The 20,670-nt window shown below is 60.2% G+C and carries 18 protein-coding genes; 6 read left to right on the top strand and 12 right to left on the bottom strand.

Translation table 11 applies throughout. The features are described 5' to 3' along the window. Window positions 1-18: 18 nt before the first annotated feature. From odhB to sucD, 3 genes are all read left to right on the top strand, one after another. Window positions 19-1,206 (top strand): 2-oxoglutarate dehydrogenase complex dihydrolipoyllysine-residue succinyltransferase, encoded by a 1,188-nt coding sequence (gene odhB / locus G5137_RS11845; protein WP_040066314.1) that lies wholly within the window; start codon window positions 19-21, stop codon window positions 1,204-1,206. 171 nt (window positions 1,207-1,377) lie between these two features. Further along, the gene (sucC, locus tag G5137_RS11840) at window positions 1,378-2,544 is read left to right on the top strand and encodes an ADP-forming succinate--CoA ligase subunit beta (protein ID WP_005361097.1); all 1,167 of its coding nucleotides are present in this window, start codon (window positions 1,378-1,380) and stop codon (window positions 2,542-2,544) included. Continuing rightward, the gene (sucD, locus tag G5137_RS11835) at window positions 2,544-3,416 is read left to right on the top strand and encodes a succinate--CoA ligase subunit alpha (RefSeq protein WP_005333542.1); all 873 of its coding nucleotides are present in this window, start codon (window positions 2,544-2,546) and stop codon (window positions 3,414-3,416) included. Before sucC ends, sucD begins: the two co-directional genes overlap by 1 nt. A gap of 177 nt (window positions 3,417-3,593) precedes the next feature. On the opposite strand, the gene G5137_RS11830 is transcribed toward sucD, so the two are convergent. The 6 genes from G5137_RS11830 to phnR form a co-directional block, all read right to left on the bottom strand. Next, entirely contained in the window at window positions 3,594-4,472 is an 879-nt protein-coding gene (locus G5137_RS11830) for a hypothetical protein (RefSeq protein WP_263083860.1), read from the bottom strand. 478 nt (window positions 4,473-4,950) lie between these two features. Then, window positions 4,951-6,357 carry an FAD-dependent oxidoreductase gene (locus tag G5137_RS11825; RefSeq protein ID WP_421255427.1) on the bottom strand — a complete coding sequence of 469 codons (1,407 nt, stop codon included), beginning with the start codon at window positions 6,355-6,357 and terminating at the stop codon, window positions 4,951-4,953. Window positions 6,358-6,375: 18 nt separating this feature from the next. Beyond that, the gene (locus G5137_RS11820) at window positions 6,376-8,112 is read right to left on the bottom strand and encodes a putative 2-aminoethylphosphonate ABC transporter permease subunit (protein ID WP_421255426.1); all 1,737 of its coding nucleotides are present in this window, start codon (window positions 8,110-8,112) and stop codon (window positions 6,376-6,378) included. Continuing rightward, complete coding sequence (locus G5137_RS11815; RefSeq protein WP_421255425.1) at window positions 8,109-9,203, bottom strand: putative 2-aminoethylphosphonate ABC transporter ATP-binding protein; 1,095 nt, start codon at window positions 9,201-9,203, stop codon at window positions 8,109-8,111. Before G5137_RS11815 ends, G5137_RS11820 begins: the two co-directional genes overlap by 4 nt. A 272-nt stretch (window positions 9,204-9,475) precedes the next feature. After that, window positions 9,476-10,495, bottom strand: coding sequence for a putative 2-aminoethylphosphonate ABC transporter substrate-binding protein (locus G5137_RS11810; protein ID WP_421255424.1), 1,020 nt, complete (start codon window positions 10,493-10,495; stop codon window positions 9,476-9,478). Window positions 10,496-10,615: 120 nt separating this feature from the next. Continuing rightward, window positions 10,616-11,323, bottom strand: coding sequence for a phosphonate utilization transcriptional regulator PhnR (phnR, locus tag G5137_RS11805; RefSeq protein WP_047438836.1), 708 nt, complete (start codon window positions 11,321-11,323; stop codon window positions 10,616-10,618). A gap of 266 nt (window positions 11,324-11,589) precedes the next feature. Between phnR and phnW the strand changes: the two genes are divergently transcribed. From phnW to phnX, 3 genes are read left to right on the top strand one after another with little or no spacing between them, the layout of a single operon-like run. Then, entirely contained in the window at window positions 11,590-12,732 is a 1,143-nt protein-coding gene (gene phnW, locus G5137_RS11800; RefSeq protein ID WP_421255423.1) for a 2-aminoethylphosphonate--pyruvate transaminase, read from the top strand. Then, window positions 12,729-14,168, top strand: coding sequence for an aspartate aminotransferase family protein (locus tag G5137_RS11795; RefSeq protein WP_236268192.1), 1,440 nt, complete (start codon window positions 12,729-12,731; stop codon window positions 14,166-14,168). Before phnW ends, G5137_RS11795 begins: the two co-directional genes overlap by 4 nt. Then, on the top strand, window positions 14,161-15,000 hold the full coding sequence (gene phnX / locus G5137_RS11790; RefSeq protein ID WP_421255422.1) for a phosphonoacetaldehyde hydrolase: 840 nt from the start codon (window positions 14,161-14,163) through the stop codon (window positions 14,998-15,000). Before G5137_RS11795 ends, phnX begins: the two co-directional genes overlap by 8 nt. 98 nt (window positions 15,001-15,098) lie before the next feature. Here the strand turns inward: phnX and G5137_RS11785 are convergent, their stop codons facing one another. From G5137_RS11785 to G5137_RS11760, 6 genes are all read right to left on the bottom strand, one after another. Then, complete coding sequence (locus G5137_RS11785) at window positions 15,099-15,551, bottom strand: NUDIX hydrolase (protein ID WP_236268190.1); 453 nt, start codon at window positions 15,549-15,551, stop codon at window positions 15,099-15,101. Between the two features lie 54 nt (window positions 15,552-15,605). Beyond that, a complete protein-coding gene (locus tag G5137_RS11780; RefSeq protein ID WP_421255421.1) occupies window positions 15,606-16,235 on the bottom strand; it encodes a DUF2268 domain-containing putative Zn-dependent protease in 630 nt (209 codons plus the stop codon). 91 nt (window positions 16,236-16,326) lie between these two features. Next, window positions 16,327-17,532: a heme lyase NrfEFG subunit NrfF gene (gene nrfF / locus G5137_RS11775; RefSeq protein WP_421255420.1), complete on the bottom strand. Its 1,206-nt coding sequence runs from the start codon at window positions 17,530-17,532 to the stop codon at window positions 16,327-16,329. Next, window positions 17,529-18,143, bottom strand: coding sequence for a DsbE family thiol:disulfide interchange protein (locus G5137_RS11770; RefSeq protein WP_421255419.1), 615 nt, complete (start codon window positions 18,141-18,143; stop codon window positions 17,529-17,531). The genes nrfF and G5137_RS11770 overlap by 4 nt, the downstream gene beginning before the upstream one ends. Further along, window positions 18,140-20,107, bottom strand: a complete 1,968-nt coding sequence (gene nrfE / locus G5137_RS11765; RefSeq protein ID WP_421255418.1) for a heme lyase NrfEFG subunit NrfE — start codon at window positions 20,105-20,107, stop codon at window positions 18,140-18,142. Before nrfE ends, G5137_RS11770 begins: the two co-directional genes overlap by 4 nt. Window positions 20,108-20,153: 46 nt before the next feature. Further along, window positions 20,154-20,597 carry a hypothetical protein gene (locus G5137_RS11760; RefSeq protein ID WP_421255417.1) on the bottom strand — a complete coding sequence of 148 codons (444 nt, stop codon included), beginning with the start codon at window positions 20,595-20,597 and terminating at the stop codon, window positions 20,154-20,156. Window positions 20,598-20,670 lie beyond the last annotated feature (73 nt).

Genomic DNA, 20,670 nt, shown 5'->3' with positions numbered 1-20,670 from the left:
TAACAAGGAACTGATTAGATGACTATCGAGATCAAGGTACCGGACCTGCCGGAATCAGTGGCGGATGCCACTATCGCCACCTGGCACAAGAAGCCGGGTGATCTGGTTGCCCGTGATGAAGTGCTGGTCGACATCGAAACCGACAAGGTGGTGCTGGAAGTGCCGGCACCGCAAGCTGGCGTGCTGGGCGACATCCTGCAGGCAGAGGGGGCAACCGTCCTCTCCCGCCAGCTGATCGCCACCATCAAGGCGGCTGCCGTGGCCGGTGAAGAGACCAAGGAGAAGCCGGCCGAAGCGGTTGCCGATGATGGTGCCGATGGCCTGAGCCCCTCCGTGCGCCGTCTGATTGGCGAGCACGACATCGACGTGGCCAAGCTGACCGGCACCGGCAAGGGCGGTCGCATTACCAAGGATGATGTGGAAGCCTTCATCAAGGCCAAGAGCCAGCCGGCCGCAGCCGCTCCGGTAGCTGCTGCCCCGGTCGCGCCGGTTGCCGCTCTGGCCGGTCGCAGCGAGAAGCGGGTACCGATGACCCGTCTGCGCAAGCGCATTGCCGAGCGTCTGCTGGAAGCGAAAAACACCACCGCCATGCTGACCACCTTCAACGAGGTCAACATGAAGCCCATCATGGATCTGCGCAAGCAGTACGGCGAGATCTTCGAGAAGAAGCACGGCATCAAGCTCGGCTTTATGTCCTTCTACGTGAAGGCGGTGGTGGAGTCCCTCAAGCGCTATCCGGAAGTGAACGCGGCGCTCGATGGTGATGACGTGGTTTACCACAACTACTTCGACGTCAGCATCGCCGTCTCTACCCCCCGTGGTCTGGTGACGCCGGTGCTGCGCGACTGCGACAACATGAGCCTGGCGGACATCGAGAAGGCCATCAAGGATCTGGCGGGCAAGGGCCGTGACGGCAAGCTGACGGTGGATGAACTGACTGGCGGCAACTTCACCATCACCAACGGTGGCGTGTTCGGCTCCCTGATGTCCACCCCGATCATCAACCCGCCCCAGAGCGCCATTCTGGGCATGCACAAGATCCAGGATCGCCCGATGGCCGTTGACGGCAAGGTCGAGATCCTGCCGATGATGTATCTGGCGCTCTCCTACGATCACCGTCTCATCGACGGACGCGAATCGGTAGGCTTCCTGGTCTCCGTCAAGGAGCTGCTGGAAGACCCGACCCGTCTGTTGCTGGACGTCTAAGCCAGTGGCACCCGGGCAAGGGGTTTGCGCCCCGAGCCGAATGTGCTGCTGGACGTTTGAGTAATACCCGAGCGATTGAAAGATAACGAGGGGCCGCCCAGGCCCCCATTCACAGGGGATTGAGAAACACCAGCCCCGGACGGAAATACCTACAACACGGATAGAGCATCTATGAATCTGCATGAATATCAGGCAAAACAGCTGTTTGCCGAGTATGGCCTGCCGGTCTCCGAAGGTTATGCCTGTGCTACCCCACAAGAAGCGGCCGAAGCGGCCGACAAGATTGGCGGCAATACCTGGGTCGTCAAATGCCAGGTACACGCCGGTGGCCGCGGTAAAGCGGGCGGCGTGAAAGTGGCCAAGAGCAAGGATGAGATCCGTGCTTTTGCCCAAAACTGGCTTGGCAAAAATCTGGTGACCTACCAGACCGACGCCAACGGCCAGCCGGTCACCAAGATCCTGGTGGAATCTTGCACCGACATCGCCAAAGAGCTCTACCTGGGCGCCGTAGTTGACCGTGGCTCTCGCCGCGTGGTCTTCATGGCCTCGACCGAAGGTGGCGTGGATATCGAGAAGATCGCCCACGAAACCCCCCATCTGATCCACAAGGCGGCCATCGATCCGCTGGTGGGTCCGCAGGCTTATCAGGCCCGCGAACTGGCCTTCAAACTGGGTCTGGTCGGCGATCAGATCAAACAGTTCACCAAGATCTTCATGGGTCTGGGCCAGATGTTCCTGGATTGCGATTTCGCGCTGCTGGAGATCAACCCGCTGGTGATCACCGCGCAGGGCAACCTGCACTGCCTGGATGGCAAGATCAACATCGACGCCAACGCACTGTATCGTCAGCCCAAGCTGCGCGAGATGCACGACCCGTCACAAGATGACCCCCGCGAAGCGCACGCCGCTCAGTGGGAGCTCAACTATGTGGCCCTCGATGGCAACATCGGCTGCATGGTCAACGGCGCGGGTCTGGCCATGGGCACCATGGACATCGTCAACCTGCACGGCGGCAAGCCGGCCAACTTCCTTGACGTCGGCGGCGGCGCCACCAAGGAGCGCGTAACCGAGGCGTTCAAGATCATCCTCTCCGACAGCAACGTCAAAGCGGTGCTGGTCAACATCTTCGGCGGCATCGTGCGCTGCGACATGATCGCGGAAGGCATCATAGGTGCGGTCAAGGAAGTGGGGGTCAAGGTGCCCGTCGTGGTCCGTCTGGAAGGCAACAACGCCGAGCTGGGTGGTATCAAGCTGGCCGAGAGCGGCCTCAACATCATTGCGGCCAAGAGTCTGACCGATGCCGCGCAGCAAGTCGTCAAAGCAGCGGAGGCCAACTGATGAGCGTACTGATCAACAAGGACACCCGAGTCATCTGCCAGGGCTTTACCGGCGGTCAGGGTACTTTCCACTCCGAGCAGGCGCTCTCCTACGGCACCCAGCTGGTGGGCGGCGTCTCCCCGGGCAAAGGCGGCACCACCCATCTGGGCCTGCCGGTGTTCAACACCGTCCGTGACGCGGTCGAAGCGACCGGCGCCACCGCCTCCGTCATCTATGTGCCGGCGCCGTTCTGCAAGGATGCGATCCTGGAAGCGATCGACGCGGGCATCAAGCTGATTGTCACCATCACCGAAGGCATCCCGACGCTGGATATGCTGGACGTCAAAGTGAAGCTGCAAGAGACCGGCGTGCGGATGATCGGCCCCAACTGCCCGGGCGTGATCACTCCGGGTGAGTGCAAGATCGGCATCATGCCGGGCCACATTCACAAGCCGGGCAAGGTGGGCATCGTCTCCCGCTCCGGCACCCTGACCTACGAAGCGGTCAAGCAGACCACTGACGAGGGCTTTGGCCAGTCCACCTGCGTCGGTATCGGTGGCGACCCCATCCCGGGCTCCAACTTTATCGACATTCTGGAGATGTTCCAGAACGACCCGCAGACCGAAGCGATCGTGATGATCGGCGAGATCGGCGGCAACGCCGAGGAAGACGCGGCCGCCTATATCAAGGCCCACGTCACCAAGCCGGTCGTCTCCTATATCGCGGGTGTTACTGCCCCTCCCGGCAAGCGGATGGGCCACGCTGGCGCCATCATCTCCGGTGGCAAGGGTACCGCCGCCGAGAAGTTTGCCGCGCTGGAAGATGCTGGCGTGAAAACCGTCCGCTCCTTGGCCGATATCGGCAAGGCCCTGCGCGAAGTGACCGGCTGGTAATTCCTGTTAGCCCGTTATCTCTAATAAAAGTGCCGCCCGATGGGCGGCATTTTTTATGGTTCTGTTCCGTAATTTATCGCGTACGTCCGAATACGCTTCGCTATTCGAACCTACGCCAGTTATGAATAAATCCTCACTAAAATAGTGTTCTGCCATACACTACATGATTGGTCATAACTAAATGGACTTTATTATGTCATAAATAAATGAACTTAAAACGGAGAGTGCGATAGTCGAAATAAGCAATCGATGCATTACGATAACACTATTTTTAGCTCTAAATTCAACAAGGGGAGATACCCATCTAAGATAATGAAACCAGAATCTAAATAAGAATAACACGCCTATAAAACAGTATAGATAAATAGCGCTAACTAAAAATTTAGATGTGTTGCTAAAAATGCTTTCAATATATCTGTCTAGTTTGTAGCAAACCCAAAAACCTAAAGGGAATCCTATAAACCAAAGTAATATGTCATAAATGCTATGTGTATGGACGATGGAAAGTGAGGATGATTTTGACTCGATGAAAGTTCTAATCTCTGCAAAAACCCCATTTACCCAAGTCGCATCATATCCTCTTACTTTTACATTTGATTCATTTGGGGTTTCTTGGCTAGGCAACAGAGTGAAATCTACAATCCGTGGCTTGTTAAAATCTAAAAAAATGACAAAATCATTTCTGACGTAATAGTTGTGCGAAATCTTTAATGATGAAGCACTGTCAATGAAAAGTGATCTAACATCGGATGGGAAATTGGGTGATGCAAAAACTTCATCTATTGTTCCCCAAATATTTTCCCCATTTTTACCTGCAATAGTAACACGGAGTTCAAAACCGCTACGGAGAGTTTCTATATTAACTTGATATTGTTCATCTGACATTTCACCTTTCTGATATTTTGCTATTTCAAGTTCCCCAGCTGCTCTTGCTCGTTCTTGAAGTATTTTACAAAACGATAAAAGGTCTTCTTTATCCAGAGTTAAGGATGATACCTTCATTGACTGTTCATTACGAATAATAGCGTCTTTGTTTACAATCATTGGATTACCCATTGCTACTTAACTCCTTTGTAACCAAAGATGATAATAATTTAATTCCATTAATTTAGTTGGGTGCGTTGATACATTTAACTGTTCTATAAAAATTACAATATATTATCAGGAATGTTCAATCATTCCATAGTGAGTGCTTTTTTGATGTGATCATTGTCAATGGATGTCTTTTAAATCTCGATTTTTCTTGATACTAAAGATTGCTTGTAGCTTCGCATAACGAAGCGTATTCGGACGACCGGGCGGTTAGTATGCCACAGCCTTCGCCTACGGCCAGAATCAAACGGCCCAAGATTGTTACGCTGCGTCAATATTGTCTGACGCTGTTCTGCTGATACAGGGGCCAATCAGTTGGTCACGTTGCTTGATAATGCTCCTCTGATTTCACCTGTAAAAATGCCGACCCTCGGGTCGGCATTTTCAAGAAATAGGGTGTGGGGCGAAACAGTATGAGAAATGGTTGCCCTCTATCGTCGGGCTATTTATCCGCCTTGCCCGCTGCATCGGCAAGTTTGGCAAGCTGTTTGTCATACCAGGCCACCGGGCGGTTCTCATCTTCCGCCCGCTCCTTGCGCCGTATGGCGTTGCGCACCGCCATGGCGCCCAGCCAGCGGAATGGCTCGGGCGGAAAATAGCCGCGCGGGCCGCTGACCAGCGCGCAGTCGCGCCACGGCTTGTCCTCCTCCCGCACCTCGTCTCTCACTAGGGCTGCCAGGATCTGGCCACCCATCCAGCTCTGGGCCACTCCGTTGCCGGAGTAGCCGAGGCCATAGACGATATTGGGCTGCCCTCGCCAGTGGCCGAAGAAGGGGAGGCCATCTACCGAGCGGTCGGAGGCGCCGCACCAGCTGGCGGCGATGGGCACCTCTTTGAGTGCCGGAAAGAAGCGGCGCAGGGTGCGGGTGAGAGGGGCAAGATAACGGCTCGGTGCATCGAACTCGGCCAGATGGCGGTTGGCAAAGGCGAAGGTATTGCCCCCCTTGCCCAGCATCAGCCGCCCTTGCGGGGTGGAGCGGTAGTAATGCACAAAGGTGCGGCCATCCACCACGCTGCGGCCGTGCTCAAGCTGCTGGGCGGCCAGTGCATCCGGCGCGGGGTCGGTTATCACCATATCGGAGGAGACCAGCACTATGCTGCGGCGAAACTCGCGAAAGTGCTGCACCATGGCGCTGTTGAGGGCCAGTACCACCTTGCGGGCACGTACCTCACCCTGCGGCGTTGGCACCCGCGCTGGCTGGCCCGCCTCAAGGCGCTGCATGGGGGAGTGCTCATAAACCTCGACCCCCAGTTCCCGCGCTACCCGCAGCAGGCCGCGCACCAAGAGCGCCGGTTGCACCGAGCCCGCGTGGGGGCTGTAGAGCCCCTCCAGATGAACGTGGGAACCGCACTGGCTCGCCAGCTCACCCTCTTCAATAGCCTGCCACTGGTTAAGACTGGCTCGCTTGAGTTCCTGCAATACCGGCTCCATCAGGCCGCGCTGGGCCTCGCTGGTGGCGGTGTAGCAGGTGCCCTCGACCCTCAGCTGCGCCTCAATGTGGTGCTGTTCGCAGAAGTGGGCGATCTCGTGTACCGCCTGCTCGGATCTTTGTACCAGCCAGGCGGCCTGCTGCTCGCCAAAGAGGCGCCTTAACGTCAAATACTTCGCCGACCAGGTGAGCAGGCAGCCGCCGTTGCGCCCGGAGGCACCGCTGCCGCAGCGATCTTTCTCCAGCACAATGACGTGCAGGTGGGGCTCGGCCTGTTTAAGGGCGATGGCGCTCCACAGTCCGGTAAAGCCGCCGCCGACGATGCAGACATCGGCCTCGTGGTTGCCGACTAGGGGCGTGGGCGGTGCGGGTTGTTCGGCGGCGAGCGCTTCGGCCAGCCAGAAGGGGAGAGTGGACATGATGACTCCTCGATAAGGTTATTGGTGGCGCCAGCGCTGGGTGCGATCCAGCAGGGCGCGGCTCAAAAAGAGCTGGAGTAGCTTGACGGTGGCGGCGGCCAGCAGGATCAGGGTGGCCATGGCGGCGGCCGCGGCGGTGTCGCCGGAATCCTCCATATTGAGCACGGCGATGGAGGCGAGCACGCTGTCGCTCGAGTAGAGGAAGATCACCGCCGAGGTGGTGGTCATGGCGTTGACGAACAGATAGATAAAGATTTCCAGCAGTGCGGGCAGGGAGGCGGGCAGGGTGACTCGCCAGAACGCCTTCCAGAGCGGAATGCGCAATGAGATGGCCACCAGCTCCAGCTCCTTGGGCAGCTGCTTGAGGCTGGTCAGCGCCGTCATATGACCCACCGTGTAGTAGTGGATGACGCAAGAGAGCACCATTAGTGGCAGGGTGCCGTATAGGCCGCCAAAGAGCGGATTGCCGTTGAAAAAGAAGATGTAACCCAGTCCCAGCACCATGCCGGGCACCGCCAGCGACAGCATGGCAAGCAGATGCAACAGCTGGCGCAGCGGCGCGAAGTGGCGCCCCTTCTCCTGCGCCCAGGCCAGCACCATCACCAGCACGGTGCCGATCAGCGCGGTATAGAGGCCCAGCTGCAAGGTGTTGGTAAAGGGCTGCCAGCCATAGACGCTGTTGCTGTCAAAGGCGTAGTGATCCAGCGTCAGAGTGAGGTTGTAGGGCCAGAACTGTACCAAGGATCCGTAAACGGCCATCCCCACCAGCGCCAGAAACAGCAGGGCCCAGAGCGTGCACCAGCCGAGCGCCAGCAGATCCCGCAGCCGATGGGGTTTGGGTTGATAGGGCACCGCCTTGGTGCTGCTCTGCTCCTGCATCTTGCTGCGCACCCTGTGCTCCAGGGCAAAGCTCAACAGTGCCGGCAGCAGCAGGGTGACGCTGGCAACGGCGCCTAGCGAGAAGTTCTGCATCCCGATCACCTGCCGGTAGATGTCGGTGGCCAGCACGCTGTACTGGCCGCCAATCACCTTGGCCACCCCGAAGTCGCAGATGGTGAGGGTGAAGATGGCGATGGCGGCGCTGAGCAGGCCATAACGGGCGGTAGGCAGGGTGACGGTGACAAAGGTGCGCCAGCCGCTGCTGCCCAGCACCCGGGAGGCTTCATAGAGGCGGGCATCGCTTTGGCCGAGCGCCGTGATAAGGATCATCAGGGCGTGGGGGAAGCACCAGAAGCCCAGACCAATGACGATGCCGATAGGGCCGTAGATGCTCTCGCCGCCGAGCAGCCCTTTGGCGATCCCCTGATTGCCAAACCAGTAGACCAGACTGATGGCGGGCAACAGGGAGGGCATCAACAGCGGAATAAGGCCGATGAGACGAAACAGGGGCTTGCCCGGCATGCAGGTGCGGGTGAGGGCATAGGCGTAGCCAAAGGCGATGGTCACTACCAGCGCGGTGATCAGCACCCCGAGCCAGAGGGTGTTGCCGATGGTGCGCCCCAGATGAGGGGAGTCGAAGTAGGCGCTGAAGTTGGCAAGGCCTATCCAGAGGCCGTTCTCATCCTGCAGACTCGTTTGCAGCATGGTCAGCAGCGGCAGCAGCAAACCGCCGGTGAGCAGGGCAATGCCGAGCACAAGCAGGATCAGTTGCAGCAGCTGATCCCGGCTCCAGCCACGGCAGAGTCGCTGCCAGCGGGCGTCTTGCCGGGCTGTCGTGGGCGGCAACAGGGAGGAGTTCGTGAAGGGGGCTGTCATGGGCGATCTCCTTCAAACAGTTGCATCGCCGCGGCGGGCCAGTGCAGCGAGCAGTGCATGCCGCTGCGCCAGCCACCCTGTTCGTGGCGGGGCAGCTCGTGGGTCGGGCGCTCCACCAGAATTTGCTGTGGGCCCAGATAGGTGTCGGCGGTGCAGATCAGGCGCTGAGCGGCGCCGAGAAACTCCACCTGATCGATGGTTGCTTCAATGCCATGTTGCCCAAGGTGCGGCTCGTTCGGCGCGCTTAGCGTGATTGCCTCGGGGCGGATCGCCACCTGCAATTTGCTGCCGGCAGCGGCCTGGTTGGCAAGTGTCAGCGGTTGTTCGTTGAGGCGCACCTGATTGGGGCTCAGCACCAGGGTCTCGAGGAAGTTCATGGTACCGACAAAGCTTGCCACGAAACGGCTGGCAGGCTGGTGGTAGATCTCCTGCGGGGTGCCCACCTGTACGATGCGGCCGCCCTCCATCACCACGATGCGATCAGCCATGGTCAGCGCTTCTTCCTGATCGTGGGTCACCATGATGGTGGTGATGCCAAGGCGCTGCTGTAGGGCGCGGATCTCGCTGCGAAGATGGGTGCGCACCAGTGCATCCAGCGCGCTGAGCGGTTCGTCCAGCAACAGCAGGCCGGGGGAGAGGGCCAAGGCCCGGGCCAGCGCCACCCGCTGCTGCTGGCCGCCTGAGATCTGGCTCGGGTATTTGTGGGACTGGGCAGTGAGATCCACCAGCCCCAGCCAGTGATCGACCCGCTCCTTGATGAGATCCCGCGCCAGCCCCTGATTCTCAAGGCCGAAGGCGATGTTCTGGGCCACCGTCAAGTTGGGGAAGAGGGCATAGGACTGAAACACGATGCCAAAGTCGCGCTCCTGGGGCGGCAGGCGGGAGATATTGCGCCCTCCTTGCCAGATCTCGCCGTTGTCCGGTAGATCCAGCCCGGCGATGGCTCTGAGCAGGGTGGTTTTGCCGCAGCCGGAGGGGCCGAGAAAGCAGATAAACTCCCCCGACTCAATGGTCAGAGAGATCCCCTTGAGGGCCTGAAAAGCACCGAACTGCTTGTTGATATGTTGAATGTCCAGATAGGGCTGGGTCATGGTTCGACTCGCTACTGATTTGGTATATACCAGTTTGCGGGTGAAGTGTGACGGTCAGGTGATCGGGGGATGACAGCTTGATGACAGTCAAATGAGATCGGGCCGTCAACAAGTGGCTGGGCCCTGTGTGGATGGGCGAAGCGTCGCTAATTGAAGGCAATACAAACTCGGGAAGTTAAAACCAAAAAGCGAAGGCCAACAGCTGTTGGCCTTCGACTGGCAGTTTATTGGCAGCGGTGTGTCTGGCGTGAACAAACCGCCGCCCTTCACGCTTACTGCTTGGCTTCGGTCTTGCCGTCGAAGCTGGCACTCCACTGGGCCAGGATGGCGTTACGCTCGCGGGCTGCCCAGCTAAAGTCGTTGTCGATCATCTGGCCTTTGATATCCGCCGGATAGCCCGCTCTCGGTTGGGCCACATTGGGTATGGCGACCACGGCGAACGACTTGTTGTAGAGGGCGTTGGCCTGTTCGGTGGCGGCAAAGTCGAGCAGCTGTTTGGCGGCTTCCAGCTTGGGGGTGCCCTTGATGATGGCGGCAGCTTCCATATCCCAGCCCGACCCCTCTTTCGGGAACACCACCTCGATGGGGGCACCCTTGGCCTTGAGGCTGGTAGCCGGGAAGTCGAAGGAGATACCGATCACCGTCTCACCGCTTGCGGCCAGTTTGCAGGGGGCGGAGCCCGAGTGGGTGTAACGGTCGATGTTCTGGTGCAGGCCGTTCATAAATTGCCAGCCTTGCTGCTCGCCCATGGTCTGCAGCCAGCCCGCAACGCTCAGGTAACCGGTACCGGAGGAGCTGGGGTTGGGCATGATCACCTTGCCCTTGTAGATGGGCTTGGTGAGGTCGGCCCAGCTGGTGGGGGCCGGGATCCCCTGTTTTTCCGCCTCTACCTTGTTGAAGCAGATGGCGCTGAAGAAGGCGTCCAGACCGATCCAGTGCGGCTCGGCCTTGCTGTCGCGAAAGCGGCTGTCGAGCTTATCCAGCCCTTTCGGTGCATAGGCATTGAGCATCTGCTGCTGATCGAGCTGCATCAGGCTGGTGGCGGCCAGTCCCCACACCACATCCGCTTTGGGCTGGGCTTTTTCTGCCAGCAAGCGGGCGGTGACCACGCCGGTGGAGTCACGCACCCACTTGATGTTGATGTCCGGATGCTGGCGCTCGAACGCGGTTCTCAGCTCGTTGAGCTGCTCCGGTTCGAAGGCGGTGTAGACGGTGAGATCGGTCGCGGCCAGTGCCGGGGCGGTCATGGCAGCCAGCACGGCGGCGGCCAGCAGATGGGTTCCCTGTTTCATCCTCTTCTCCAGTTAAATTGGTTTGGTATAAACCAGATTGGTCGAGAGAGAGGCTAGGGGATCTTTATGACGTGACCGTGACAGCCCCGTGACGTTTTGCCGTTCCTGATTTATCCGTGACTAATCCTGGGTATCCACTTCGATCTCCAGGCTGTCGTGGCGCCAGTACTCCAGATCGAAGTCGAGCACCCGGCCGTGCTGATCGAAGTTGAGCCGCTCGAGGCGCAGGGCGGGCAGGCCGGCGGTGGCTCCCAGCGCCTTGGCCACCTCGTCCGGCAGGGCGGTGGGGAAGAAACGCACCTGCATGCGGGCGTAGTGAAGATCGTAATGGGCCTGATAGATCTCGGTCAGGCTGCCGTTGAGATCCAGCTCCAGCAGGCCCGGGACCCGCTCTGGCAGGCAGTGGTTCTCGCAGTAGCAGATGGCGCGCCCGTTGGCATAGCGCAGTCGCTTGAGCAAAAAGAGGCTGTCGAACGGCTTGAGCTGCAGTTGCGCCATCAACGCGGGCGGCACCGCCTGGCGGCTTTTCTCCAGCAGCTCGGTGTGCGGTTCACCCCCTTGCTCCCGCACTATCTGGTGAAAGTTGGAGGTGCGTCTGGGGTTCAAGCGAAAGCGCGGCGGGGTGACGAACCAGCCGCGGCGATCCTCCCGATAGATAAGGCCGTTCGCCTCCAGCTGCACCAGCGCCTCGCGGATGGTGACCCTTGTGGTGCCATAGAGTTCACCCAGCAGCCGCTCGGAGGGGAGCTTGTCGTTGGGGGCCAGACCCCCCGCCAGGATCTGGTTAGCGAGGGCATCCTTGATCTGCAGATATTGGGGTTTGCTCATGAAAATCCCTGGTTTTGCAATAAGTTGTGCAATGAGTTGGGCAATAGGCTGGGCACAGGGCAGGTCATCTGCTCGGTCGTTACACGGCAACATCAACATGCGTTGGTAGATACCAGAATCGCCCCTGTTGTTCAGGCTTCCTAGATTATCGCGATCCCGGCGCTGAAAATGAATTTTTTGTTGCACGTAGCGCCACCCCTTTGACCTTGGCGGGGCAGTTACCCACAATGCGCTCATTCTGGTGTATACCAAAAAGGAGCGAAGTCATGACCCATATTCCTGCGGCCCCTGCCGCCGTCGATTACCTGCTGCTGACCCCGGGCCCCCTCTCGACCACCGCCACTGTGCGTGCCGCCATGCTGCAAGACAGCTGTACCTGGGATGCGGACTATAACCAGGGGGTGGTGGAGCCCATCCGCCGCGAGCTGGTGCGCCTCGCCACTGGCCCGGAATATCAAAGTGACTACAGCGTCGTCTTACTGCAGGGGAGTGGCAGCTATGTGGTGGAGAGCGTGCTGGGCTCGGCGATAGGCGTCGATGAGTGTCTGCTGATCATCAACAACGGCGCTTACGGTGCCCGCATGGGGGAGATGGCACGCTGCCTTGGCCTGCGCCACCTCGAGTTGGACTGTGGCGAGACCACCCGCCCCGAACCCGCCACCATCGAGGCGATGCTGAGGCGCCACCCCGAGATCACCCACTTGGCCATGGTGCACTGCGAGACCACCACCGGCATGCTCAACCCGCTCGACGAGGTGGCCGAGCTCTGCCAGCGCCGCGGTATTCGCCTGATCGTCGATGCCATGAGCAGCTTTGGCGGTATCCCCATCGATATGGGACGCCTTGGCATCGAGTTTCTTATCAGCTCGGCCAACAAGTGCATTCAGGGGGTGCCGGGTTTTGGCTTTGTCATCGCCCGCCGCGCCGCACTGACGGCCTGCGCCGGTCGTGCTCGCTCGGTCTCCCTCGACCTGCACGCCCAGTGGCAGACCATGGAGTTGCAGGGGGGCAAGTGGCGCTTTACCTCGCCCACCCATACCGTGCTTGCCTTTGCCCAGGCCCTGCGCGAGCTGGAAGAGGAGGGGGGCATTGCCGCCCGCCATCAGCGCTACAGCGAGAATCAGCGCACCTTGGTGGATGGCATGGCTGCCCTCGGCTTTGCGCCGCTGCTGCCCGAGCAGTGGCAGTCTCCCATCATCACCGCCTTCTACTCTCCGACCCACCCTGACTACCGCTTCGCTGACTTCTACCAGCGGCTCAAGGCGCAGGGCTTTGTCATCTACCCGGGCAAGGTCTCCCAAGCCGATTGCTTCCGTATCGGCAATATCGGCGATGTGACCCCAGGGCGGGTACGCGCTCTGCTCGCCGCCATGGCCAGCGCCTGCTACTGGCAAGGGGACGCGCGATGACCAGCATGCTGGCTCAGGGTCGTGATCTGCGTGGCCGCGATTTGCATGACCATAAGCTGCACGGTAGCGGCCGCGCCGATAGCGAAGGGGATATCAACCTCGGCGAGGGGCGGGCGCGCTGGTGGGCTGACCAGAGCGAAGATGTACAGGCCGGATTGGCGGAGGATAGCCGCTATTTCCTCCATCAGGCGCTCTCCACCCCCTGTCTGGATCTGCTTGAGTGCGCGCAGGGGAGCTGGTTGACCAGTGTATCGGGCAAGCGTTACCTCGATTTTCACGGCAACAGCGTTCATCAGCTGGGTCACGGTCACCCCAGGGTGGTGGCCGCGGTGCAGCAGCAACTCGCCGATCTGCCGTTCGCGCCCCGCCGCTATACCCATCAGGTTGCCATTGACTGTGCCCGCACCCTGGCTGAACTGGCCCCGGGCGATCTCAACCGAGTGCTGTTTGCCCCCGGCGGCAGCGAGGTGGTGGGGATTGCCCTGAAGCTCGCCCGTTTCATCACCGGCAACAGCAAGGTGGTGTCCCTCTGGGATGCCTTTCATGGCGCCTCCCTCGATGCCATCTCGGTCGGCGGCGAGGCCTGTTTTCGCGCCGGCATGGGCCCCTTGATAGCCGGCGTGGAGCGCATCCCGCCGCCCACCCGATATCGCGGCGTCTGGTATCGCGGGGAGGGGGATGATGTGCACTACGCCGATTATCTGGAGTACGTCATCGAGAAGGAGGGAGGAATAGGCGCCTTTATCGCCGAACCTATCCGCAACACCGATGTGCAGGTGCCCTCGAAGGCCTACTGGCAGCGGGTGCGGGAGATCTGCGATCGCCACAAGGTGTTGTTGATCGTCGACGAGATCCCCAATGCCCTGGGGCGCACCGGCCACTGGTTCAGCTTTGAAGAGTTCGGCATCGAGCCCGACATCATCTGTCTGGGCAAGGGGCTGGGGGGCGGGGTGGTGCCGTTTGCAGCGCTCATCACCCGCGACCGGTTCAATCAGGCCGCAGCTATTTCACTCGGTCACTACACCCACGAGAAGAGCCCTATCGGCTGCGCGGCGGCGCTCGCGACCATCGCGACCATCCGCGAAGAGGGGTTGCTGGCAAAAGCGCAGGAGGATGGCCGTTTTATGGCGGCCGAGCTCGGCAAGTTGGCCGAACGTCACCCGCTGATCGGGCAGGTGCGCGGTATCGGTATGCTTTGGGCGCTCGATCTGGTGGTCGATCATCAGAGTCGCGCCCGCAATAGCCAAGCCGCCGAGCGGCTGCTCTACCGCTGTCTGGAGCTGGGGCTCAGCTTCAAGGTCTCCCAAGGGAACGTTATCCAGCTCTCGCCACCGCTCAATATCACCCGCGCCGATCTGGTGCGCGCCATCACCATTCTCGATCGCGCATTGGGCGAGATCGCACTTTCACCGAAACAGGAACACCACCATGACTGACTTGCAGATTGCCATTCACCCGACCACCGACGTGGAGGCGCTGATCCTCGACTGGGCCGGTACCGTCGTCGATTTCGGCTCCTTCGCCCCCACCTCCATCTTTGTCGAGGCCTTCGCCCGCGCCTATGACTTTGCTGTGACCCTGGACGAAGCACGCCAGCCCATGGGCCTTGGCAAGTGGGATCATATCTCTGCGTTAGGCCGTCTGCCTTCGGTGGATGCGCGCTGGCAGGTTCGCTTCGGCCACCCCATGAGCCACGCCGAGGTGGACCACCTTTATCACACCTTTATGCCGCTGCAGATTGCCGCCGTGACCCGCTTTGCCACACCCATCCCCGGTGTGCTGCCGGTGCTGGACGCTCTGCGGGGTCAGGGGCTGCGCATTGGCTCCTGCTCCGGTTACCCCCGTCCGGTAATGGAGGCGCTGGTACCTGCTGCGGCCGATCACGGCTATCGCCCGGATCACTGGGTCGCCACCGACGATCTCAAAGCCGGTGGTCGCCCCGGCCCCTGGATGGCGCTGGCCAACGTGATTGAGCTGGGAATAAGCGCCGTGCATCGCTGCATCAAGGTGGATGACGCCGTGCCGGGTATCAACGAAGGGCTTAACGCGGGCATGTGGACGGTGGGGCTGTCGGTTTCCGGCAACGAATTTGGTGCCACTTGGGACGAGTTTGCCGCCATGAGTGAGGCTGAGATCGCCGCTCGGCGCGCACCGGCCGAGGCCAAACTGCGGGCGGCGGGGGCACACTATGTGATTGATACCCTGGCCGACATCGCCCCGGTTATCGCCGATATCAACCGTCGTCTGGCCGCTGGCGAGCGGCCGTAGGCCATCTGCTTGGGCTAACAAAAGCACTTGGCTGGCTTTAGATACAACACGCCCCCATCCGGGGACGTGTTGCATTTACAGGGGGAAGTTGTGCGCAGTCAGCAGATATCGACCCGCATCAGGGGAGAGGGGGCGTTGTCGACAAAATGGTGCCAGATATGGTCGTAGAGTGCCTTCTGGCCGGGGAAACTCACCAGCGCCTTGGCCTCGGCCAGGGAACACCAGCGATAGTCTGTGTGCTCATCGTTGAGGGTCACCGCCTGATTGGCCGGGCAATAGACCACAAAGACCGGCACCACCTCTATCGTATTCAGGCTCGCCTCGTAAAACTGCTCCAGATACTGGCCGTTGTAGAGCTCGGTGACTCGGATACCCGTCTCTTCGCCAAACTCCCGAATAATGGTCTGCCAGCCGGTTTCACCCGCCTCCACCGTGCCCGCCACATGGCACCAGAAGCCTCCCTTGACCCGCTTCATCACCAGCAATTTTGTTTCGCCATCGACAGTGGTGAGGGCAACGCCAGAGACGGCCTTGCAGCGAATGGGGATCATGATCTTCTCTCCGGATTTGGGCTCTGTGATAGCCATGAACAGTGTGACGGCGTGTTAATTGAAATACGCCTCGGCGGGTAGGCCCATGACCTCTATTTCATTCAGGCCATTTTTGGCCAGATAGTTGGCCACCAGATTGAACCCCACCCAGTAACCGGCATATTTGGGAAATGGCCGGTTATCACGGCAGTAGAAAAAGTCTAAAAAGTTGAACTGCTTGCTGGATAGATGGGGCGTCATCTCTGCCAGGAGCGATTGCCAGTCATGGTGATGAGACTCCTTGAACAGCGAGGGGAGTGTGCCACCATTGAACCTCTGCTCAAAGTAGCAGGCCAGCCCTTCAAAAATCAGGTTTTCGGCCAGTGTTTCTGCTCCCACCTTGTTCTTCTTTTGCACGATATGGTGGACTTCGTGGGCCAGCACGGCAGGCAATTCGGTGATGATCACCTCTTTGATGTCGGGCCGTTCCAGATCAAGCTGGAGTTCTATCCGATACATGTTGATGGCCCAGCCACCGATACCCGAGTCGGGAGCATCCCCCTCGGCAAAAGGGCTGAAGGTGACATCCAGTTGGGAGAGATCGAACAAGGCATTCAATTTGTGCGCCGTCTCGGCAAAAACGTGCCTAATGGTGTCATCGAGTCCATCGAATTTACCCGAGTCGTTTAACAGGGTGAGTTGCATCCAGACATCCTTGTCTATTGAAAGAGAGTGCTGAGCCACTTGCGTGGTCGCGGCGCCATATCACCACGATTACCCTCCTTCAATCAAGGGGTTACCCGCCCATTATGCTTGCCGTCTGGATCGCCTCAATCAGCGCGGCCCGGTTGATGCGAGGGCGCTCGCCATCGAGCAGTTGCTGCCACAGGGCAATGGCCTGACTGTAGCGACCATGCAGGAAGTGATCGGAGGCGAGCAGCATCAGGGCGCTCACTTCCCCCGCGTCCTGCTTGAGGGCACTCTCCAGCAGGCGGGTTGCCTCGGGAGTCAGCTGCTGGCCCGCCTGATAGTAGAGCACGGTGGCTTGGGCGGCTTGAGTCGCCGCGCTGGCGCCCCCCTCCAGCAGAGCGAGACGTTGGTAGGCGAGCAGGGCGTTGTCATATTCACCCCGATAGAGATAGAGCTGGCCGAGCGCCGCCCAGCTGTCGAGATCGGCAGGATTGCGCTGAAGTTTCTGATGCAGACTCCCCAGCTCCTTGTCCTGCAGATCCCGCGGGCTCAACCCCGCCAGCGGATCGGGACGGGATGCATAATCCTGCCATGCCTGATAACGGCCGCTGCCGAGATACACAGCGGCAACGGCTACGCATGCCATGATGCCAAGCAGCAACAAGGTCCGCCCGTGCCGGTTATTGCGGCTGCGATTGTCATGCTGGTTGGCCAGTTGCGCGCGCAGGGCCAGCTCAGCCGCCGGGATGGCGCTGGCCAGGCGGGCGGCGCTCAGCTCCATGTAGAGTGGCTGGTCTGGGGAGAGGCCCACTTGTTCTCCACGCATGATCAACAGATTCAATTCGCTGCGCGGATCGGCCGCGGGTTGATGGATTGACTCATCGATTGCCTTAACGACAGGGATGGGTTGCGCCTTTGTGCGTGTCAGGCGGCGAAACAGGATCAACAGCGCCAGCCCCAACAGCAGCAGGGGACCGCCCCACAGCAGCGCCGTGCTGGCCTTTAAGGGGGGATCGTAGCGGACGAAATCGCCGAAGCGCTCCGTCATGCGGGCGATCACCTGCTCATCGCTCTGTCCCTCGTCCACCCAGCGGTAGACCTCTAGCCGCAGATCTCGGGCGATGGGGGAGTTGGACTCTACCAGATTCTGGTTCTGGCACTGGGGGCAGCGCAGGGCGCGGGCCAGCTCTTGCGCCCGATTTTGCAGCTCGGGGTGGCGAAACTGATAGGTATCGACCCCGCTGGCATATGCAGTGGCACTCAGCAGCATGCCGAGGGCCAGCAGGGCGCAGGCAAGAGAACGGCACGTCATGGCTGTGTCTCTCGAGCTGATATTGCAATAGACGGCGCAATAGATGGCGCAATTGCGGGTGCCGTTGTGGCGGCCTTCATTTGCGCGTCAGTTCGCGCCTTGTCGAGCAGAGGGGCAAACTGGCGTTGCCAGATCCCTCTGGTGAGTTCGCCGGTGTGGCGGGCGAGCAGGGCACCATCGGCATCAAACAGATAGGTCTCTGGCGTGCCGTAGACGCCGAGCTCCAGCGCCAGTTTGCCGTCGGGGTCGGCCAGCACAGCGCGATAGGGGTTGCCCGCCTGGATAAGCCAGGCGCGGGCGGCATCCCCCTTGTCCCGGTAGTTGAGACCGTAGAGGGGCACGGTGCCCGCGAGCTCGCTGAGCAACGGATGCTCGGCGCGGCAGTTGACGCACCAGCTGGCCCAGACGTTGAGCACGAAGGGCTCCCCCTTGAGGCTGGCGGTCTGGATCGGACGTCCGTCCAGCAGATTGTCGCTCTGCCACGCAGGCAGGGTGCGCCCGAGCGTCGCCTCATCCTGGCTGTAGGGATTGTTGCCAAGGCCGAGCCAGAGCAGGGCGCCGAGGCCCAGGGTCAGCAGCAAGGGAACAAAGAGGCGCAGGCGGGATCTCATAACGCCTCCTGTTCGAGCCGGGGACGGGAGGTGCCAACCGTAACGGAAAGGGAGGCAAGCAAGGGGCGACGGGCGAGCAGGCGCAGGGTGCCGCCCGCCATCATCAACAGGCCACCGAGCCAGATCCAGCGTACCAGCGGCTTGTAGTGCAGCCGCATGGCATAGGCATCTGGTCCCATCTTTTCACCCAGCACCACGTAGAGATCGCCAAACAGTCCCCACGCGATGCCCGGTTCGTTCATGTTCATGGTGCGCACGCTGTAGTGGCGCCGCTCAGGCGTCAGCCGCGCCACCTCTTTACCGTTCTTGTGCACGCTAAGCGTGATCCGCTCGGCGGTATAGTTGGGGCCGATCACCGGCTCGCGCCCCTCATAGCGAAACTCGAACGCGCCGAGCTGGTAGGGTTGGTTGGCACTTAACACAGTGCCCCCCTCCTGACTGTGGTGACTCACCTGCGCGATGCCAAGGGCGCACACCGCCACCCCGAGATGGGCCAGCAGGCTGCCGAACCGATGGAGGGTGAGCTCGCGCAGCGACGTCGGTTGCAAGAGCGGGAGCAACAGACTGGCCATCAGCCAGAGGCTCACCATATTGGCGAGGATGCCAATCCAGCTACCGGAAAACGATCCCTGTTCCAGATAGGCAAGGCTAAGCAGCCCGCCGCCAAGCAGGCCAAACAGCGGCGGTAACAGCGCGTTGAGTCGGGAACCTGCGGCAAGCTGCTGCCAGCGCAGGCGCGGCAGCTGGGTCATCAGCGTCATCAGGCAGAGGGCCAGCGGCACGAAGATGGTATTGAAATAGGGGGCGCCCACCGAGAGCGAACCCAGATGAAGCGACTGGAACACCATGGGGTAGAAGGTGCCGAGCAGCACGCTGGCGCAGGCCACGCAGAGCAGCAGGATGGCGGCGCCGAGCAGCCCCTCTTTTGACAGCAAGCCAAAGCGGGCATAGGGAGCGCGAATGTCTGCGCGCAGGGCAAACAGGGTGAGGGCGCAGGTCAATAGCAAACCGAGCAGCAACAAGAGGGTGAGGCCGCGGCTGGGGTCCACCGCAAAGGCGTGCACCGAGGTGAGTACCCCGGAGCGCACCACGAAGGTGCCGAGCAGGCTCAAGGCGAAGGTGAAGATGGAGAGTAACAGCACGGCGTGGCCGTAGGCGCCGCGCTTCTCGCAGACAATCAGGGCGTGCAGCAGGGCAGTGCCGAGCAGCCAGGGCAAGAGGGAGGCGTTTTCTACCGGATCCCAGAACCACCAGCCGCCCCAGCCGAGCTCGTAGTAGGCCCACCATGAGCCCAGCACGATGCCGGCGGTGAGAAATACCCAGGAGCCGAGCGCCCAGGGGCGGCTCCAGTGAGCCACGGCGCCATCGAGCCGACCCGAGTGCAGCGCCGCCATGGCGAAAGCGAAGTTGACCGCAAAGCCGACGTAACCGAGATAGAGCAGGGGCGGGTGGATGATAAGGCCGATATCCTGCAGCATGGGGTTGAGGTCGCGCCCCTCCAGTGGTCCCGGGAATTGGCGGTCAAACGGGCTGGAGAAGATCAGGGTATAGAGGCCGAACAGGCCGACGATCAGCCCCATGATGGCCAATACCCGGGTTGTAATAAGCGGATCGACCCGCCTGGAGCAAAGGGCCACCAGAGCGCCCCACAGCCCCAGCGCAAAGACGAAAAAGAGCATGGAGCCTTCATGGCCGCCCCACACCGCCGCCAGCTTGAAGCCCAGGGGCAGGGCACTGTTGGCGTGCTGGGCCACATAGACCAGGGTAAAGTCATCGAGGCCAAAACAGCCGGCGAGCAGCAGCAGGGCGGCCAACAGCAGGAGCGCGACCAGGAGGGCCAGCGGTGTTGCGCAGCCGAGCAGCGGCCGTGAGGCGAGCCGCAGCCCCAGCCAGGGCAGCAGCCCTTGCAGCAGGGCGAGCCCGGTCGCCAGCAACAGTGAGAGATAGCCGAGCTCCGCCAGCACACAACCTCCAAATGCAATTAGAAATTAATTGAATTAATTACAAATTTCAGTCTTTCAACTCAGGCTCAGAAGGCGCTTCTGAGTAGACGTGGAACGTTTCCACAATGGTGCTTTGAGGAAACTCGCCTTTGAAATAGATCCAATGTTCGTCATCCGAAGGGACTGAGGGGGTATCAAGGCAATCATTGACTCGATAGATGGTTACGCCAGCTTTCTTTAATTCTGGGATGGACATTCGGATGACATGGCCGTTGGCAAACCTTCCATTTCCCAAGGCATAGCGTTTGGCTACTTCAAAATGCGGGGTTGTCGATATCCCTCCAGTTGGTTCACCATTCCCACCGTATTCGTGTGAGTGAATGCTATTGGTGATAGAGAGTCCGCATGTGAAATCTGAGTCTCCGCATTGAACTCTGTCATCACCAAACTCAGCGCCTTGCTCTGGATCATCCGATAGCGATTTGGGAACCATGGCATCGGTCACTGTCATATGGCAGTTGAACCCTCGATAAAGAAATTCCAACGTTGTTATCCCCATTTAGATTTCACTTGCGAATCAACGA

It is taken from the genome of Aeromonas sp. 600282, from assembly GCF_049175755.1.
GTDB lineage: Bacteria > Pseudomonadota > Gammaproteobacteria > Enterobacterales > Aeromonadaceae > Aeromonas > Aeromonas veronii_A.
Note: the sequence above shows the minus strand (reverse complement) of the source record. Positions and strands in the feature narration are given on the sequence as shown.

Bases quoted from the DNA above. Each gene is read 5' to 3' on its own strand.
- odhB (WP_040066314.1), top strand. From the start codon at position 19: ATGACTATCGAGATCAAGGTACCGGACCTGCCGGAATCAGTGGCGGAT.
- sucC (WP_005361097.1), top strand. From the start codon at position 1,378: ATGAATCTGCATGAATATCAGGCAAAACAGCTGTTTGCCGAGTATGGC.
- sucD (WP_005333542.1), top strand. From the start codon at position 2,544: ATGAGCGTACTGATCAACAAGGACACCCGAGTCATCTGCCAGGGCTTT.
- G5137_RS11830 (WP_263083860.1), bottom strand. From the start codon at position 4,472: ATGGGTAATCCAATGATTGTAAACAAAGACGCTATTATTCGTAATGAA.
- G5137_RS11825 (WP_421255427.1), bottom strand. From the start codon at position 6,357: ATGTCCACTCTCCCCTTCTGGCTGGCCGAAGCGCTCGCCGCCGAACAA.
- G5137_RS11820 (WP_421255426.1), bottom strand. From the start codon at position 8,112: ATGACAGCCCCCTTCACGAACTCCTCCCTGTTGCCGCCCACGACAGCC.
- G5137_RS11815 (WP_421255425.1), bottom strand. From the start codon at position 9,203: ATGACCCAGCCCTATCTGGACATTCAACATATCAACAAGCAGTTCGGT.
- G5137_RS11810 (WP_421255424.1), bottom strand. From the start codon at position 10,495: ATGAAACAGGGAACCCATCTGCTGGCCGCCGCCGTGCTGGCTGCCATG.
- phnR (WP_047438836.1), bottom strand. From the start codon at position 11,323: ATGAGCAAACCCCAATATCTGCAGATCAAGGATGCCCTCGCTAACCAG.
- phnW (WP_421255423.1), top strand. From the start codon at position 11,590: ATGACCCATATTCCTGCGGCCCCTGCCGCCGTCGATTACCTGCTGCTG.
- G5137_RS11795 (WP_236268192.1), top strand. From the start codon at position 12,729: ATGACCAGCATGCTGGCTCAGGGTCGTGATCTGCGTGGCCGCGATTTG.
- phnX (WP_421255422.1), top strand. From the start codon at position 14,161: ATGACTGACTTGCAGATTGCCATTCACCCGACCACCGACGTGGAGGCG.
- G5137_RS11785 (WP_236268190.1), bottom strand. From the start codon at position 15,551: ATGATCCCCATTCGCTGCAAGGCCGTCTCTGGCGTTGCCCTCACCACT.
- G5137_RS11780 (WP_421255421.1), bottom strand. From the start codon at position 16,235: ATGCAACTCACCCTGTTAAACGACTCGGGTAAATTCGATGGACTCGAT.
- nrfF (WP_421255420.1), bottom strand. From the start codon at position 17,532: ATGACGTGCCGTTCTCTTGCCTGCGCCCTGCTGGCCCTCGGCATGCTG.
- G5137_RS11770 (WP_421255419.1), bottom strand. From the start codon at position 18,143: ATGAGATCCCGCCTGCGCCTCTTTGTTCCCTTGCTGCTGACCCTGGGC.
- G5137_RS11760 (WP_421255417.1), bottom strand. From the start codon at position 20,597: ATGACAGTGACCGATGCCATGGTTCCCAAATCGCTATCGGATGATCCA.